Genomic DNA, 14,805 nt, shown 5'->3' with positions numbered 1-14,805 from the left:
GAGAACGCGTCCATGCGCACCGTGCACAACCTGCCCTACGAGACCAAGGAAGAACCCGTCACCGTGCCGCTCCCGGACGGCACCCGGCTGTCGGCCCGCGTCTGGCGTCCCGTCTGTTCCGACGAGGAGCCGCTGCCCGCTGTGCTGGAGTACATCCCCTACCGGCAGCGCGATCTGACCGCCGTACGGGACTCCATCCACCATCCCTACCTCGCGGGCCACGGCTACTGTTGCGTCCGCGTCGACCTGCGCGGCACCGGCGACTCCGACGGGGTGCTCGGCGACGAGTACCTCGAGCAGGAGCAGCGGGACGCCGAGGACGTGCTCGAATGGCTCGCCGCGCAGCCCTGGTGCGACGGCAGCACCGGAATGATGGGCATCTCCTGGGGCGCCTTCGCCGCGCTGCAGGTCGCGGCGCGCCGTCCGGAGAGCCTGCGGGCCATTGTCATCGCCTCGTTCACCGACGACCGGTACGCCGACGACATGCACTACATGGGCGGCGCCCTGCTGTCGGACAACCTGGCCGAGGCGGGCACCATGTTCGCCTACAGCACCTGCCCGCCCGACCCCGCCGTGGTGGGGGACCGCTGGCGGCAGATGTGGCAGGAGCGGCTGGGCAAGAGCGAGCCATGGGTGCTGGAGTGGCTGCGCCACCAGCGGCGCGACGACTACTGGCGGCACGCCGCCGTCTGCGAGGACTACCAGGCCGTACGCTGCCCGGTGCTGGCCTCCAGCGGCTGGGCCGACGGGTACTCCAACGCCGTCACCCGCCTGTTGGCCAACCTGGACGTGCCCCGTAAGGGCCTCATCGGCCCCTGGTCGCACAAGTTCCCGCACCTGGGCGAGCCGGGCCCGGCCATCGGCTACCTCCAGGAGGTCGTCCGCTGGTGGGACCACTGGCTCAAGGGCGTCGACAACGGCGTCATGGACGGCCCCGTGCTCAGCACCTGGATGCAGGACAGCGTGCCCCCGTCCACCTCCTACGAACAGCGGCCCGGCCGGTGGGTTGTCGAGCCCGAGTGGCCCTCGCCGTACGTCACCGAGGTCACCCACCCGCTCTCCCGTTACCGCATCCACCCACCCGGAGAGCGGGAACAGGCCCCGTCCCGGCCGGAGCCCGGCTCCGCGCTCACGGTGCGCTCACCGCTGTCTGTCGGCCAGTTCGCGGGCAAGTGGGCCTCCTACAACGCGCCGCCCGATCTGCCCTACGACCAGCGCGAGGAGGACGGCGGCTCGCTGGTCTTCGAGACCGAGCCGCTGACCGAGCGGGTGGAGATCCTGGGCTCGCCCAGCGCGGAGCTGGAGCTGTCGGTCAGCGAGCCGGTGGGACAGGTCGCCGCCCGGCTGTCCGATGTGGCGCCCGACGGCAGCGCCACCCGGGTCACCTACGGCCTGCTCAACCTCACTCATCACGGTGGCACCGACGACCCCGAACTGCTGGAGCCCGGCCGCCGCTACCGGGCCACCGTGCGGCTCAACGGTGTGGCACAGGCGTTCCCGCCCGGCCACCGCATCCGGCTCTCCCTGTCCACCTCCTACTGGCCGCTGGCCTGGCCGCCGCCGAAGCCGGTGCTGCTGGGCGTCCACGAGAACTCCAGCACCCTCACGCTGCCGGTCCGGACCCCGCACCAGGACGGCGAGGCCCCGCACGACCTGTTCGGCGAACCCGAGGGCGCGCCGCCGCTGGCCACCACCACGCTCGAACCGCCGGAGGAGCGCTGGGACGTCAAACGTGATCTGATCGGCTACCACCAGGAGCTGGAGATCGTGAAGGACCGGGGGCTGGAGCACCTGGACCACATCGGGCTGGACGTCGGCCGCCGCGCCTACGAGCGGTACACGGCGGTCGCCGACGACTTCACCTCCGTCGCCGGCGAATCCGCGTGGACCATGACGTTCCGCCGCCCCGGCTGGGAGACGCAGACCGTCACCCGTACGGTGCTGACCTGCACCGAGGACACCTTCCACGTGCACGCCACGCTGGACGCCTACGAGGCCGGCAACCGCGTCTTCTCGCGTACGTGGAACGAGAGGGTGCCCCGCGACTGCCTGTGAGGGGGCGCCCCGTCAGGGGCGTGGGTCGGCAGAAGAGCTCACACCATCAGGGGACCACCACGATCTTGCGGCCCTTCCCCTCCGCAAAGCGGCCGAGCGCCTCCGGGTAGGAAGCCAACGGCATCCGGTCCGAGATGAAGACGTCCGGATCGAGAATGCCGCCCGCGAACAACTCGGCGGCCCTCTCATAGCTGTGCAGCACGGCCATCGATCCCGTGATGGTGATCTCCTGGTTGTAGATCCGGTACGGCTCGATCGTGGCGCGGGTCGCATAGTCGGAGACGCCGAACTGGAGGAAGGTGCCCGCCTTGGCGACCCGGCCCAGGCCGTCCTGGATGGCGGCCGCGTTGCCCGTCGCGTCGACCACCAGGTCCCAGCCCTCGGGCCGGTCCAACTCCTCGGCGGTCGCGGCCGCGCCGCTGCACCCCAGGTGGCGTGCGGTGGCCAGCCGGTCGGGGTTGAGGTCGAGCACCTCCACACTGGCCGCGCCGGTCCGCTTGGCCAGCTCCAGCATCATCAGCCCCATCGTCCCCGAACCGTAGATCAGCACATGGGAGCCGAGCTGGCTCTTGAGCACGTCGTAGCCGCGCACCGCGCAGGACAGCGGCTCGATGAGCGCGGCGTCCTGGGTGCGTACGTGCTCGGGCAGCCGGACACAGTTGGCGACCGGCGCCACGGCGTACTCGGCGGCGCCACCCGACCGCGACACACCGATCGCGGCCCACCGGTCGCACAGGTTGTTGTGGCCGCGGCGGCAGTAGCGGCACTCGTGGCAGTACAGCGAGGGGTCGACGGCAACCCGGTCGCCCTCGGCCAGCTCGGTCACCTCGCTGCCCAGCGCCACCACCTCGCCGGCGAACTCGTGCCCGGGAATCAGCGGCAGCGAGGGCGCGAACTCGCCCTGGAGGATGTGCAGGTCGGTCCCGCACAGCCCGCACGCCGCCACCTTCACCACCACATCGCGGGGCCCGGGGGTCGGGTCGGGAACCTCCGTCAGGGACACCTTGCCCACGGACTCGACGAGTGCGGCCTTCATTTGACAGCTCCTAGCGACAGGCCCTGGACCAGCTTGTCCTGGGCGGCGAACCCCGCGGCGAGCACCGGCAGGGAGATCACGAGAGACGCGGCGCACACCTTCGCCAGGAAGAGCCCCTGACTGGTGATGAAGCCGGTCAGGAAGACGGGTGCGGTCTGTGCCACCACCCCCGTCAGCACCCGCGCGAACAGCATCTCGTTCCAGGAGAAGATGAAGCAGATCAGCGCGGTGGCGGCGATACCGGGCGCGGCGACCGGTGCCACGACCCGGGTGAGGACGGTGGGCAGCCGTGCCCCGTCGATCTGCGCCGCCTCGATCAGCGCACTCGGTACCTCGGCGAGGAAGGACTGCATCATCCACACGGCGATCGGCAGGTTCATCGACGTGTAGAGGATGACCAGCAGCCAGATGTTGTCGAGGAAATCGGTGTTCTTCGCGAACAGATAGATCGGCAGCAGCCCGGCCACCACCGGCAGCATCTTCGTCGACAGGAAGAAGAACAGCACGTCACGCCACTTGCGCACCGGCCGGATGGACAGCGCGTATGCGGCCGGCAGCGCCAGCACCAGCACGAACAGGGTGGAGAAGACCGAAGCACCCAGCGAGTTCGCCAGCGCGGGCCAGGGGCCGGCGCCATTGCCCGCGCTGAAGAACTCGCGGTAGCCGTCCAGCGTCAGCGGGGCGGCGAGCGACGGCGGGTTGGTGGCGGCGTCCGACTCCGAGTGCAGCGAGGTCAGCACCATCCAGAGGATCGGCAGGACGAACAGCAGCCCGCACACCCAGGCCAGCAGGCCCAGTGCGGCGTTCTTCCGGCGGACGCTCTTCGGCGCGGTCGACGAAGCCTTCGGTGGCGCGGCGGGCGGTGCCGCCTCGGGTGGGCCTGCGGTCAGGGCGCTCATGCGCGGACCTCCTCGCGGAAGAGGGACGAGACCACCCGCAGCGCGAGGGTGGCGATGATCAGGGAGCCGATGACGACGAGCACACCGGCGGCCGACGCCAGCCCGTACTCATGGCCTTGGTAGAAGGTCTGGTAGATGGTGTAGGGCAGGTTCGCCGTGCCCAGTCCGCCGGAGGTGATGGTGAAGACGGCGTCGAAGTTCTGCACGATGTAGATCGACCCCAGCAGCGCCCCCAGTTCGAGATAGCGGCGCAGATGCGGCAGCGTCAGATAGCGGAAGATCTGCCACGCCCCGGCGCCGTCGATCCGCGCCGCCTCGATGGCGTCGGCGGGACGGCTCTGCAGCCCGGCGAGCAGGATCAGCATCATGAACGGTGTCCACTGCCAGATCAGCGACACCTCGACGGCGGCCAGCGGCATGTCCGACACCCAGTTCGGCTGCGGCGCGTCGTCGCCGAACAGCCAGCTGAGCACCCCGTTGAGCAGGCCGTACTCGGGATTGAACAGGACGTGCTTCCACAGCAGCGCCGCGGCCACCGGCACCAGCAGGAACGGCGCGATCAGCAGCGTGCGCACCACCCCGCGCCCCCGGAAGCTGCGGTCGAGCAGCAGCGCCAGCAGCAGCCCCAGGACGAGGCTGACCAGGACGACGACGGCGGTCAGCACCGCGGTCGTCACCACCGAGTCGCGCAGCTCGGGATCGCTGAGCACCTCCTTGTAGTTCTCGAAGCCGCCGAAGGACCGGGCCTCGGGATAGAGCGCGTTCCAGTCGAAGAACGAGACCACCAGCGTGGCCACGAACGGCAGCTGGGTGACGACGATCATGAAGACCAGTGCGGGCAGCAGCGGCGCGCGGGTGACCCAGCCGCGCAGCCGGCTCGGCGGTCCCTTGGGCGCTGCGGTGGCCGGACGGGAGGTCGGTGGGCGCTGCTCGTCGTGCGCGCCCGGGGCCGGAGTGGTGGTCGGAGTGCTCATCGGCCTCGCCCCTCGTAGTCGTCGGAGACCTCCTGCGCCAGCTTCTGGGCCTTGCGCAGCGCCGTGTCCACCGACTGGCGGCCCGCGATGGCGGCGCTGATCTCATGCGAGACCTTGGTTCCGAGGTCGGAGAACTCGGGGATGTCCACGAACTGGATGCCGATCGTGGGGCGCTTCTGCACTCCCGGGTCGCGGGGCCTGGCGTTGGTGATGGCCTCGCGGGTGACCTCGTGGAAGGCCCCGGCCGCCTTCTTGTACTCGGGCAGCTCGTAGGTCGAGGCCCGCTTGCCGGCCGGGACGTTGGCCCAGCCGAACTTCTCGCCGACCAGCTTCTCGTACTCCTTGCCCGAGGCCCAGGAGATGAACTTCCACGCCTTGTCCGGGTTGCGGCTCGCCTTCTGGATGCCCCAGGCCCAGCTGTAGAGCCAGCCCGAGCTCTTCGTCTTGACGACGGGCGCGGGGACGTAGCCGATCTTGCCCTTCACCTTGGACTTGCCGCTCTCCAGGGAACCGGCGCCGGCTGTCGCGTCGTACCACATCGCGGTCTTGCCCTGGGTCATGTTGTTCAGGCACTCCGCGTAGCCGGACTGTGCGGCTCCGGACTCGCCGTGCTTGCGCACCAGATCGACGTAGAACTTCGTCGCCTTGCGGAACGCCGGATCGTTCAGGCGCGCGTTCCAGTCCTTGTCGAACCAGGTGCCCCCGTAGGTGTTGACGACCGTCGTCAGCGGCGCGACGAGCTCGCCCCAGCCGGGCAGCCCGCGCAGACAGATCCCCTTCATACCGCGCTGGGCCCCGTCCACCTTCGCCGCGAGCTCGGCGACCTGCGGCCAGGTGGGCTTCTCGGGCATCTCGAGGCCCTCCTTCTCGAAGACGTCCTTGCGGTACATCAGGAAGGAGGACTCGCCGTAGAAGGGCTCCGCGTACACCTGGCCGTCCTCGCCGCTGAGCGATTCGCGTACCGGCGGGAGGATGTCCTGCTGGTCGAAGCGCTTGTCCTTGCGGGTGTAGGGGGTCAGGGGGCGCAGCCAGTCGTTCTTGGCGAAGATCGGCGTCTCGTAGTTGCTGAGCGTCGCCACGTCGTACTGTCCGGCCTGGTTGGCGAAGTCCTGGCTGATCTTGTCGCGGACGTCGTTCTCCGGCAGCACGGTGAACTTCACCTTGATGCCGGTCTCCTTGGTGAAGTGCTTCGCGGTGAGCTTCTGGAGGTCGAGCATCTGCGGGTTGTTGACCATCAGGACGTTGATCGTGTCGCCGCCGGAGCCGATGGCGCCCGCCCCCGCACAGCCGGACAGCGCGAACAGCGCGCCCGCCGTGGCGGCCGCCGTGGCCGCCCTGACAGCCCTGGTCCGGTGTGGTCGGCTGCGTATCCGGCCCTGCGGACTACTCTGACAGCGCATATGAACTCCTGGCGAATCGTGACAATACGATCAAATGTGGGCGCACGGTCCCGCCGCCCGTGCCGGATGGGCGGCGGCGGGCTCAGACCCTGACGACCTGCGGCCCGCGCAACGCGTACCGGTGGGCCTCGGGCGCGGGCAGGCTCGTGGAGGTGACGAGCGCCTCGAAGTCACCCACCTCGGCGAAGCGGCAGAAGCTCACCGCGCCGAACTTCGTGTGCAGCCCCGCGAAGACCCGCCGCCGCGCGGCCCGCATCGCCTGCGCCTTGACCTCGCTGACCGCCGGATCAGGCGTGGTCAGCCCGTGCTGGCGGGAGATGCCGTTGGCGCCGATGAAGGCCAGATCGATGACGAACCCGGCGAGCATCTGCGTCGTCCAGTGCTCGACGGCCGCCAGCGTTCCGCCCCGCACCCGCCCGCCGAGCAGCAGCACGGTGAAGTCCCCGGCCGCCGCCAGCACGCTCGCCACCGGCAGCGACGCGGTCACCACGGTGAGCTGCCGGTCGCGCGGCAGCGCCTCGGCGATGAGCTGCGGGGTGAACCCCTCGTCGATGAAGACCGTCTCCGCGTCCCCGAGCAGTTCGACGGCCGCCGAGGCGATCCGCCGCTTCTCGGGCACATGCATGGTGGTGCGGTACGCCAGCGTCGTCTCGAACCCGGCGCTCTCCACCGGGTAGGCGCCGCCGTGTGTACGGCGCAGCAGTCCGTGCTCCTCCAGTACGCGCAGATCGCGGCGGACCGTCTCCTTGGCGACGCCCAGTTCCTGGGCGAGCTGCGCCACCTCGACCGAGCCCAGCCGTCGCGCGGTACCGACGATCTGCCGCTGCCGCTCCGCTGCGCTCATGGCTCCGTCGCCCCTCTCCGTTCGGTCACGGGTGTGCCCGTTCCTGCCCGTGTGCAGAGTTCTACAGCTACCGGGCGGCTTCGACCAGCCCCTTGACAGAGAAGATCATGACCGCTTATGCCCGTTCCGTCCTCGGATTCAAGCGCACCTGGCCTGCGCCTTTACCTGCGAGGCCGCCCCTCGCACGACCGATCCGGTCGGTCTCTTGCCCGTTCGGTGCCCGTTCCCGCTCCGGGACCGTACGGGCACCCGGCGTGCTCCTCATCTCCCTGGGGGCGGGTTAGCGTTCCGGCAACCGCACCATGGCACCGCTCAGCAGCGGACGGCGCCGCTCAGCAACGGGAGAGGACCCCACGTGGACGACCTGACGCGACTGCCCGCAGAACTGCCCGTGCCCGAGGACGACGGCGCCGCCGACCACTTGCCGGGCACCCGGCTTCCCCATCTCGAACTCCCCGCGACCGAAGGAGGGTTGGTCGCGCTGGACCGGCTCGGGCCCGGTCGTACGGTGCTGTATGTGTATCCCCTCACCGGCCGTCACGACCGCACCCTGCCCACCGGCTGGGACGCCATCCCCGGCGCGCGGGGCTGCACCCCTGAAGCCTGCGGATTCCGCGATCACCACGCCGAACTGGTCACCGCGGGCGCCGCGGGCGTGTTCGGCGTCTCGAGCCAGAACAGCCCGTACCAGCGGGAAGTCGTCGAGCGCCTGCGGCTGCCCTTCGCGCTGCTCTCCGATCCCGCGCTGACCCTCGCCACCGCACTCGGCCTGCCCACCTTCGAAGCGGAAGGGCGGAAGTTCTACCGCCGTCTCACCCTCGTGGTGCGCGACGGCGCGATCGAGCACGTCTTCTATCCCGTCTTCCCTCCTGACCGGCACGCCGGCCAGGTCGTCGAGTGGCTACGGGCCAACGCCGTCTAGGTACCGCCCATCGGGGACGTCCGGTACCTCTGGACGAGTGAAAGATCGGCAAAGCAGAACGGATCGTCGGCCCGGATCGCATCTGACGGAGTTTGCTACGGCCCTGACGGGCTTTCCTCTGACCCCAACAGAGAGTCCTCGGGCTCGACGGTAAGGACTTGATTCAGATGCGTAAGACCAAGATCGCCACCTTCGGCGTCCTCACAGCGGCCGCCGTCGCGGTTCCGGCCGCGCCCGCCTTCGGGCAGGAGGGGCAGTCAGCCGACACGCACACGCACACGGAGGCCACGCAGCGTCAGGGCTCCTCGGCCGAGACCTACGAGGTCCGCCCCGGCGACACACTCTCCGAGGTGGCGCAGAACCACGGCACGAACTGGCGCGAACTCGCCGAGCGCAACGGGCTCGCCGACCCCGATCTGATCTACCCCGGACAACACCTGACCCTCGAGGAGGCCACTCCACAGCCCGCCCCCGCGGCGCCGGACTCCGCGGCCACCTCCGGAGCCGAGGGGGAAACCGGCCCGCAGGCCCGGCAACCGGCCCCCCAGTCGCAGGAAACACCGGAGAGCAACCGCTCCACGGACCAGGCCCCGGCCACCTCGATGGCGGAGAACGCCGCCAAGGCGGAGATCATCCGCCGGGAGTCCAGCGGCAACCCCAACGCGCAGAACGGCAAGTACCACGGGCTGTTCCAGACCGATCAGCCCTGGGGCAGGGGGACGGTCGCCGAGCAGCACGCCGGCGCCGAGCGCTACGTCAAGGAGCGGTACGGCTCCTGGGAGGCGGCGCTCGCCTTCCACAACGCGCACGGCTGGTACTGACCGGCACGCCGGCCCCCGGTCCGCTCACCTTCGGCGGGCCGGGGCCCACTGTGAAAATCGCTCGGCCCGGCCCGAACGGCGTGTTAACGTCCGCGGCGTGACCGTGCCCGACGGGGCGCGTGACCGTGCCCGACGGGGCGCCTGGCCGAGCGAAGGGGAGATGAGTCGATGACTGCCATGGAGACCGCCGCCACGCGCGGCGCCCGGACAGTTCTCATCCCCCGGGCCCCGGTCCCGAACTGAGCGCGGGCAAGCGCCCACACCCCCGGGCCGCGCGCCCCGCCCTCCTTCGCCGCACCGGGACCCGCACACAAAGGTGTCCCGTTTTGACGCAATCATCCACATCGGCCTTCATCACCCGTGCCGAAGCGGCCGGCTCAGCAGCCGACGCCGCCGCGATCCGCAGGATCATCCTCGCGGCCTTCCCCACCTCCGAGGAGGCCGCCATCGTCGATGCGCTGCGCGCCGATCCGGCAGCGTGGATCGACGGTCTGAGCATGCTCGCCGAGCACCCCGGAGGCGAACCTGTCGGATACGCCCTCCTCACCCGCTGCCAGGTGGCGGGTCATCCGGCGCTCGCGCTGGCTCCGTGCGCGGTGCTCCCCGCTCACCAGCGGACTGGCGCCGGCTCCGCGGCGATCCGCGCGGTACTCGCGGCGGCCCGGAGCCGGGGCGAGAACCTCGTGCTCGTCCTCGGGCACCCGGACTACTACCCACGGTTCGGGTTCGTGCCCGCGTCCCGGTTCGGTATCCGCGCCCCGATCGAGGTGCCGGACGAGGCGATGATGGCCCTCACCCTTGACCCGCAGGCCGGTCCGGCGCCCTCCGGTGTGATCCGGTACCCGCCGGCGTTCGGCATCTGACAGCGGCCGGGCAGGACGGGAAGGGCCGGGGCGGGAGGCCGAGGTCAGTCCTCGGCCCAGCCGTGGCTCTTCCCGAACTGCACCAGTCGCCGACGGATGTCGAGAATCTGCGCCCCGGTCAGCCCGGGCGCCGCTTCCAGCAGCAACTCGGTCACCGCTCTGGTGTACTCGGTGACGCTGAGTACATCGCACATCGGGTCCTCACCGTCGTCACCGTCCTCGTGGCGGGAGACCGGGTGTCTGCGCGAGGCGTGGCCGCCGAGCGCGGCCGGTGACTCGAACGAGGGGGACTCGGGGCGCTCCAGAAGCCGGACGGAGGAGGCCTTCAGGCCCCGGTCCCCGTCCTCGATCTCGAACTCGACGGCGACGCCGGTATGGACGAAGGACTCCGGCATCATCAGATCGTTCGCGTGCAGGAAGACGTCCTCGCCCCCGTGGTCCGGGGCGATGAACCCGTAGCCCCGCGCACCGTCGAACCGGACGACTCGGCCAGCAACCATATCCACCCCAACCGCACTCCCCGGGCCCCGTGCCCGGACAACCTGCTCGGATCCTAGCGACCGGGAACCGCAAGGGTGACCTGGATAACAGGCCTCAGAAGTTCCCTTGAGCCACATGCGTAACTCACGCCATTGCTGACGGGTTGTCAGTTACCTGGGAGCAAAGGCGCGTTGGGAGCAACGGCCCTCCCGGGGTTTATCGGAGCCGTGCCCGGGCAACCGGCTGATGCCGGGTCTCTCTTCACGGGCCCGCCCCCTCGGAACGGCTCCCGCACCCGACGTTGCGGGTGCCGGGGAGAAGGCGCACATGCTCACCACCTTGCTCATCGCCGGTCTCGCCGTGATCCTGGCCGCCGCGTTCGGCCTCGCGATCCGCCTCAGGCGGCGGGCGGCGGCCCTCGAAGGGCAGCGGATGGAGCGCCGCTTCGGCCCGGAGTACGAGCGCGTCCTGGCCGAGCGTGACGGCGACGCCAAGGCCGCCCGGCGCGAACTGGCCCAGCGGCTGAAGCGGTACGGCACGCTCGAGGTCCTGCCGCTCGCCTCCGGCGCACGCGAGCGCTATCTCGCCCAGTGGGGGGCCGTACAGGAAGCCTTCGTCGACTCCCCGGCCAGGGCGCTCGACGAGGCGGAAGCCCTGCTGACCCGGCTGGCCGAGGAGCGCGGCTACCCGGCGGAGGTGCCGTTCGAGGAGCGGGTGGCAGCCCTCTCCGTGCACCACGCACGGCGCGTCCACGGTTATCTGCGCGTCCACCGGGTGCGGCGCGACGGCGGAAGCGACGGTGCCCAGGCCGCCGCGGCGACCGAGGACATGCGGGCCGCGCTGCTCGAAGCACGCGCCCTGTTCGACTCGCTCCTCAACGCCCGCGCCGGCCACCGCGGCGGACAGCAGCGCAGGCGTGCGGAAGAGGCCGCCGGCCCCCGCCTCGCTCTGCCCGGCGTCTTCCCACCCGCCCCCCGGCAGCACCCGCGGGGCGCCGCGCGCGGCACCGCGTCACGTACCCACTGAGCGCGGCACCGCGCCACGTACTCACTGAGCAGCTACGCGCACGCCGCCGCGCTGTGCGTCGCCTGGGGCCGGCGGTCTCCTGAGGGAACGCTGCCCGTAGCGGGCATGACAGGCGCCTCGACCGGGCATACGGGGTGATCAGGGATACGCTTGTCGATGATGGGCGCCGCATCGAGCCGGTGAAAGCCGCCCCACACTCCTACCGGCGCCGGCACACGAACGCGGAGCGCAGAGGAGAGGCGGGTGCTGGGCCCGGTCGGCCCGTGCCGCCGATTTGGAAGTGGTACTGATATGGGCGTGAACCCCTCACCTTCCGGTCGAAACGCCCGTGATGCCACACAACGGGCAGGTGAGGTCATCGAACTGCTCGAAGTGCTGTGGGAACGGGGCAGGAACTCCGCCTCGTCGGCGCCGGTCTCGCCCTCGCAGCTGCGCGTCATGTACTGCGTCGACCGCGACGAGGGCATGAACCTGCGGACGTTGGGGGAAGCGCTGGGTTCCGCGCCCTCGTCGGTCAGCCGCCTGTGCGACCGGCTGGAGGCGATCGGGTTCGTCGAGCGCTCCCCGAGCCCCACCAGCAGGCGGGAACTGGAGCTGCGGCTGACCCGTCGGGGCAGGGCGTATCTGCGGGACTTGCGCGAGCAGCGCGAGGAGGTCCTGCTGGAGATCCTGACCGCCATGCCGTCCCGGGAACGGGAGGCACTGCTCAAGGGACTCAAGGGCTTTGTCGCCGCCGCGGAGAGCTCCTCCTGCCCACCGGCGGCCACCTCGGCCGAGACGACGATGCGCCCCGCCTGACCGGCCGGACGCCCTTTCCTCCGGTCTGTTCATCGGTGCGGGTCACTCCCTAGGGTGGCGTCATCGACTCGAGGGGGAACCAACCATGTCCTACTCCGGACCGCCTTACCAGTCAGGCCCGTACCAGCCGGGACCGCCGCCCGCCAACGACTCCAACACGCTGAGCATCGTCGGTATCGTGCTGGGCGCGGTCGCCTTCATCTTCTGCCCGCCCGGCTTCGGCATCGCGGGAATGATCTGCGGCTTCGTCGCCAAGTCCAAACACGAGCGGCTCGCCCCGGTGGCGATCGGGGTTTCCATAGCCGGGCTGGTCCTCGGCATGGTGCTCGGGCTGCTGGTCTTCCGCGGTATGTACGGGGGTTGACCAGGGCGGCGGGCGCCGTCGGCCCGGGTTTGGAAGCCGTTCGCGCGGCTACCCGCAGCGGTATGGCTGACCCGGTGAAGAACTCCAAGGAAAGCGTGACGGAGAGCAAGGCCGAATCCGCCAAGGCGAACGGCGCCAAGGGCGGCGCCAAGGCGGGCGAGGCCGTGAGCTCGGTGGGCGGAGCCGCCAGGAAGAAGGGAGAGGCTGCCAAGGACACGGTGGTATCCGTGGGGTCCAAGGCAGGCACGGCGGCCACCGTCGGGGTCACAGCAGTCAAGGAGCGCAAGAAGATCACCGCCGGCGCGGCCGGCGGCCTGCTCCTCCTGCTGGCGGGAGCGTTCGCGCTCGGGCGCGGCAGCGCCCGCCGGAGCGCCGGTCCGCTGACCCGGCTGACCGACGGCCGCCTCTGAGGCATCTCCGAGACAGGTACGACTGCGAATGGCGCCGCGCCGACGACCGGCGCGGCGCCGCAGCGGAACGGCGAAGGTGGAAACAGCGAAGGGGAACAGCGAAGGCCGGACGGGCGTCGAACAGCCCGTCCGGCCTTCGTCGTGCGCGCCGCGTCCGGCCCGCCTCAGTGGCGGACCGTGCGGCTCCGGCCGAGCCGGCGGACGGTGCGCTGCTGACCGAACCGGCCGGGCAGATGCAGGGATGTCGTCCGGCGCCCCAACGTCCGGCGCGTCCGGCGCGCGCTGTGGCCGCCACCCGTGGTGAAGGACACGGACCGGCGGCGGATGTTCATCCGTACTCCCGGCAGGATCCGGAAGCTCTTCCGGCGAGCGAGCCCCATGATTCCTCCCTTTCGAACTGGTGGAGTCCACCGGGTACCCCCGCGGGATGCGGCCAGTCACGCTCGTTCCACCCCTGCCGCGGTGCGCGGCCGTGCCACCATGAGCGACGGCGGGTACACAGGCGGCGTACGCGCGGCGCGCGGCCCGTGCGCGTCGGCGGGGAGGGCGGGTGTGGGCGGTGGCGAAAGCGCTGGTGGTGCAGAACACGGCCAAGGGAGGCCCGGGACGGTTCGGCGACTGGCTGGCGGAGGCCGGGGTCGCGGTCGAGACCGTCCGGGCGTACGAAGGCGCCCCGCTGCCGTCCCGGCTGACCCAGGAAGCCCTCGTGGTGCTGGGCGGCGGCTTCATGCCCGACGACGACGCCCGTGCCCCCTGGCTGGCGCCCACTCGCACCCTGCTGGAGCAGGCGCTCGGGGAGGAGAAGCCGGTCTTCGGCATCTGCCTCGGCGGCCAACTGCTGGCGCACGTCGCCGGGGGCCGGGTCGCGGCCGAGCACGGTGAGCCGGAGATCGGCAGCATTCCGCTCACCCTCCGGCCCGAGGCGGGCGACGATCCGCTCTTCCAAGGCCTGCCCGCGCGGGTGACGGCGATCGAGCGGCATGTGGACGCCATCACGGCGCTGCCGCCCGGCGCCGTCTGGCTCGCCGAGAGCGTGCGCTGCCCGTATCAGGCATTCCGTGTCGGCCGGCGCGCCTGGGGCGTGCAGTTCCACCCCGAGACCGACCCGGACCGGATCCGTACCTGGGACCCGGGACGCCTTGCCGCACACGGCCTCGACCGCGCCGAACTCCTCCGCCGGGCGCTGGAGGACGCCGTCACGGCCACCCCGGTATGGCGGCGACTCGCCCACCGCTTCGCCGCCCAGGCCGTACGACCGGCACGCCCGGACGGCCACCACGGGCCCGCTCAGGGGCGCGCTTAATGCACGCCCCCATCAGGGCCGCCGGAGCAGTTCCCAGCACACGGCGCCACGCCGACCGGGCTCACGGTCGTACCTCGATCCTCCCGATGCCGGTGCCCAGCGCTCCGCAGTGCGCCGTCGACTGGCCCGACTGGCCGGGCCGCAGGGTGACGCGGTTGCCGTCGACGTCCGGTGCCCAGCCGCACACCAGGTGCACCCAGAAGGTCTGCGTCGACCTGCCGTTGTTCTTGCACAGTGCGTAGCCGGTGTAGCTGTCGTTGTGGTGCTTGCCGGTGTGGCAGCTCAGTCCGGGCGGGGTGGCCGCGCCCGCGTCGGCCGACGCGGTGCTGCCCGGCAGGGTCAGCAGCAGCACCGCCGAGAGGGCCGAGGCGGCGGCCGACTTGGCGGCGAGGCGGAAGAGTGGTGCGACAAGCGTCATGGACTGCTCCTTGCTCGGAAACGGGGAGTGCCGGAAACGACAGCGCCGCCTCGTGCCTCCCCGGCGGTCCGGCCGGAAAACTGGGCATACATTGACACTTGGTGATAGAGCGACAGTGTCGGAGCGGAACTCGGCCGATCGGCCGACGAAGGAGCCGGCCGACCGTCGTTGACTGCTGAAAACGATTCCTGG

Annotated in this window: 17 protein-coding genes; 9 read left to right on the top strand and 8 right to left on the bottom strand. The window is 70.9% G+C overall.

Annotation, left to right across the window (positions count from 1 at the left end; genetic code table 11):
- Positions 1-12: 12 nt before the first annotated feature.
- Positions 13-2,055: a CocE/NonD family hydrolase gene (locus HC362_RS03830; protein ID WP_243082351.1), complete on the top strand. Its 2,043-nt coding sequence runs from the start codon at positions 13-15 to the stop codon at positions 2,053-2,055.
- Positions 2,056-2,101: 46 nt separating this feature from the next.
- Here HC362_RS03830 and HC362_RS03825 read toward each other — a convergent pair whose 3' ends face one another.
- From HC362_RS03825 to HC362_RS03805, 5 genes are all read right to left on the bottom strand, one after another.
- Positions 2,102-3,091, bottom strand: a complete 990-nt coding sequence (locus tag HC362_RS03825) for a zinc-dependent alcohol dehydrogenase family protein (protein WP_243082350.1) — start codon at positions 3,089-3,091, stop codon at positions 2,102-2,104.
- Positions 3,088-3,990 (bottom strand): carbohydrate ABC transporter permease, encoded by a 903-nt coding sequence (locus HC362_RS03820; protein ID WP_209265131.1) that lies wholly within the window; start codon positions 3,988-3,990, stop codon positions 3,088-3,090. Before HC362_RS03820 ends, HC362_RS03825 begins: the two co-directional genes overlap by 4 nt.
- Positions 3,987-4,964: a sugar ABC transporter permease gene (locus HC362_RS03815; RefSeq protein ID WP_243082349.1), complete on the bottom strand. Its 978-nt coding sequence runs from the start codon at positions 4,962-4,964 to the stop codon at positions 3,987-3,989. Before HC362_RS03815 ends, HC362_RS03820 begins: the two co-directional genes overlap by 4 nt.
- The gene (locus tag HC362_RS03810) at positions 4,961-6,364 is read right to left on the bottom strand and encodes a sugar ABC transporter substrate-binding protein (protein WP_243082348.1); all 1,404 of its coding nucleotides are present in this window, start codon (positions 6,362-6,364) and stop codon (positions 4,961-4,963) included. The genes HC362_RS03815 and HC362_RS03810 overlap by 4 nt, the downstream gene beginning before the upstream one ends.
- Positions 6,365-6,446: 82 nt before the next feature.
- Positions 6,447-7,208, bottom strand: coding sequence for a DeoR/GlpR family DNA-binding transcription regulator (locus HC362_RS03805; RefSeq protein WP_243082347.1), 762 nt, complete (start codon positions 7,206-7,208; stop codon positions 6,447-6,449).
- Positions 7,209-7,563: 355 nt separating this feature from the next.
- Between HC362_RS03805 and HC362_RS03800 the strand changes: the two genes are divergently transcribed.
- From HC362_RS03800 to HC362_RS03790, 3 genes are all read left to right on the top strand, one after another.
- On the top strand, positions 7,564-8,130 hold the full coding sequence (locus HC362_RS03800; protein WP_243082346.1) for a peroxiredoxin: 567 nt from the start codon (positions 7,564-7,566) through the stop codon (positions 8,128-8,130).
- Between the two features lie 167 nt (positions 8,131-8,297).
- A complete protein-coding gene (locus tag HC362_RS03795; protein ID WP_243082345.1) occupies positions 8,298-8,951 on the top strand; it encodes a LysM peptidoglycan-binding domain-containing protein in 654 nt (217 codons plus the stop codon).
- A 326-nt stretch (positions 8,952-9,277) separates the two neighbouring features.
- Positions 9,278-9,814: an N-acetyltransferase gene (locus HC362_RS03790; protein ID WP_243082344.1), complete on the top strand. Its 537-nt coding sequence runs from the start codon at positions 9,278-9,280 to the stop codon at positions 9,812-9,814.
- Between the two features lie 44 nt (positions 9,815-9,858).
- Here HC362_RS03790 and HC362_RS03785 read toward each other — a convergent pair whose 3' ends face one another.
- Positions 9,859-10,314 (bottom strand): cold shock domain-containing protein, encoded by a 456-nt coding sequence (locus tag HC362_RS03785; RefSeq protein WP_243082343.1) that lies wholly within the window; start codon positions 10,312-10,314, stop codon positions 9,859-9,861.
- A 307-nt stretch (positions 10,315-10,621) separates the two neighbouring features.
- Here HC362_RS03785 and HC362_RS03780 point away from each other — a divergent pair, with 307 nt between their 5' ends.
- From HC362_RS03780 to HC362_RS03765, 4 genes are all read left to right on the top strand, one after another.
- Entirely contained in the window at positions 10,622-11,320 is a 699-nt protein-coding gene (locus tag HC362_RS03780; RefSeq protein WP_243082342.1) for a hypothetical protein, read from the top strand.
- A 291-nt stretch (positions 11,321-11,611) separates the two neighbouring features.
- Positions 11,612-12,118 carry a MarR family transcriptional regulator gene (locus tag HC362_RS03775; protein WP_243082341.1) on the top strand — a complete coding sequence of 169 codons (507 nt, stop codon included), beginning with the start codon at positions 11,612-11,614 and terminating at the stop codon, positions 12,116-12,118.
- Positions 12,119-12,203: 85 nt separating this feature from the next.
- Entirely contained in the window at positions 12,204-12,482 is a 279-nt protein-coding gene (locus tag HC362_RS03770; RefSeq protein WP_243082340.1) for a hypothetical protein, read from the top strand.
- 62 nt (positions 12,483-12,544) lie between these two features.
- Positions 12,545-12,892: a hypothetical protein gene (locus tag HC362_RS03765; RefSeq protein ID WP_243082339.1), complete on the top strand. Its 348-nt coding sequence runs from the start codon at positions 12,545-12,547 to the stop codon at positions 12,890-12,892.
- 164 nt (positions 12,893-13,056) lie between these two features.
- Here the strand turns inward: HC362_RS03765 and HC362_RS03760 are convergent, their stop codons facing one another.
- On the bottom strand, positions 13,057-13,272 hold the full coding sequence (locus HC362_RS03760; RefSeq protein WP_243082338.1) for a DUF4236 domain-containing protein: 216 nt from the start codon (positions 13,270-13,272) through the stop codon (positions 13,057-13,059).
- 179 nt (positions 13,273-13,451) lie between these two features.
- On the opposite strand from HC362_RS03760, the gene HC362_RS03755 reads away from it, so the two are divergent.
- Positions 13,452-14,195 carry a type 1 glutamine amidotransferase gene (locus tag HC362_RS03755; protein ID WP_243082337.1) on the top strand — a complete coding sequence of 248 codons (744 nt, stop codon included), beginning with the start codon at positions 13,452-13,454 and terminating at the stop codon, positions 14,193-14,195.
- 61 nt (positions 14,196-14,256) lie between these two features.
- On the opposite strand, the gene HC362_RS03750 is transcribed toward HC362_RS03755, so the two are convergent.
- Positions 14,257-14,613: a hypothetical protein gene (locus tag HC362_RS03750; protein ID WP_243082336.1), complete on the bottom strand. Its 357-nt coding sequence runs from the start codon at positions 14,611-14,613 to the stop codon at positions 14,257-14,259.
- Positions 14,614-14,805 lie beyond the last annotated feature (192 nt).

The sequence above is a fragment of the Streptomyces sp. 891-h genome, assembly GCF_022760275.1.
GTDB classification, from domain to species: Bacteria; Actinomycetota; Actinomycetes; order Streptomycetales; family Streptomycetaceae; genus Streptomyces; species Streptomyces spirodelae.
This window is presented reverse-complemented; position numbering and strand designations above follow the sequence as displayed.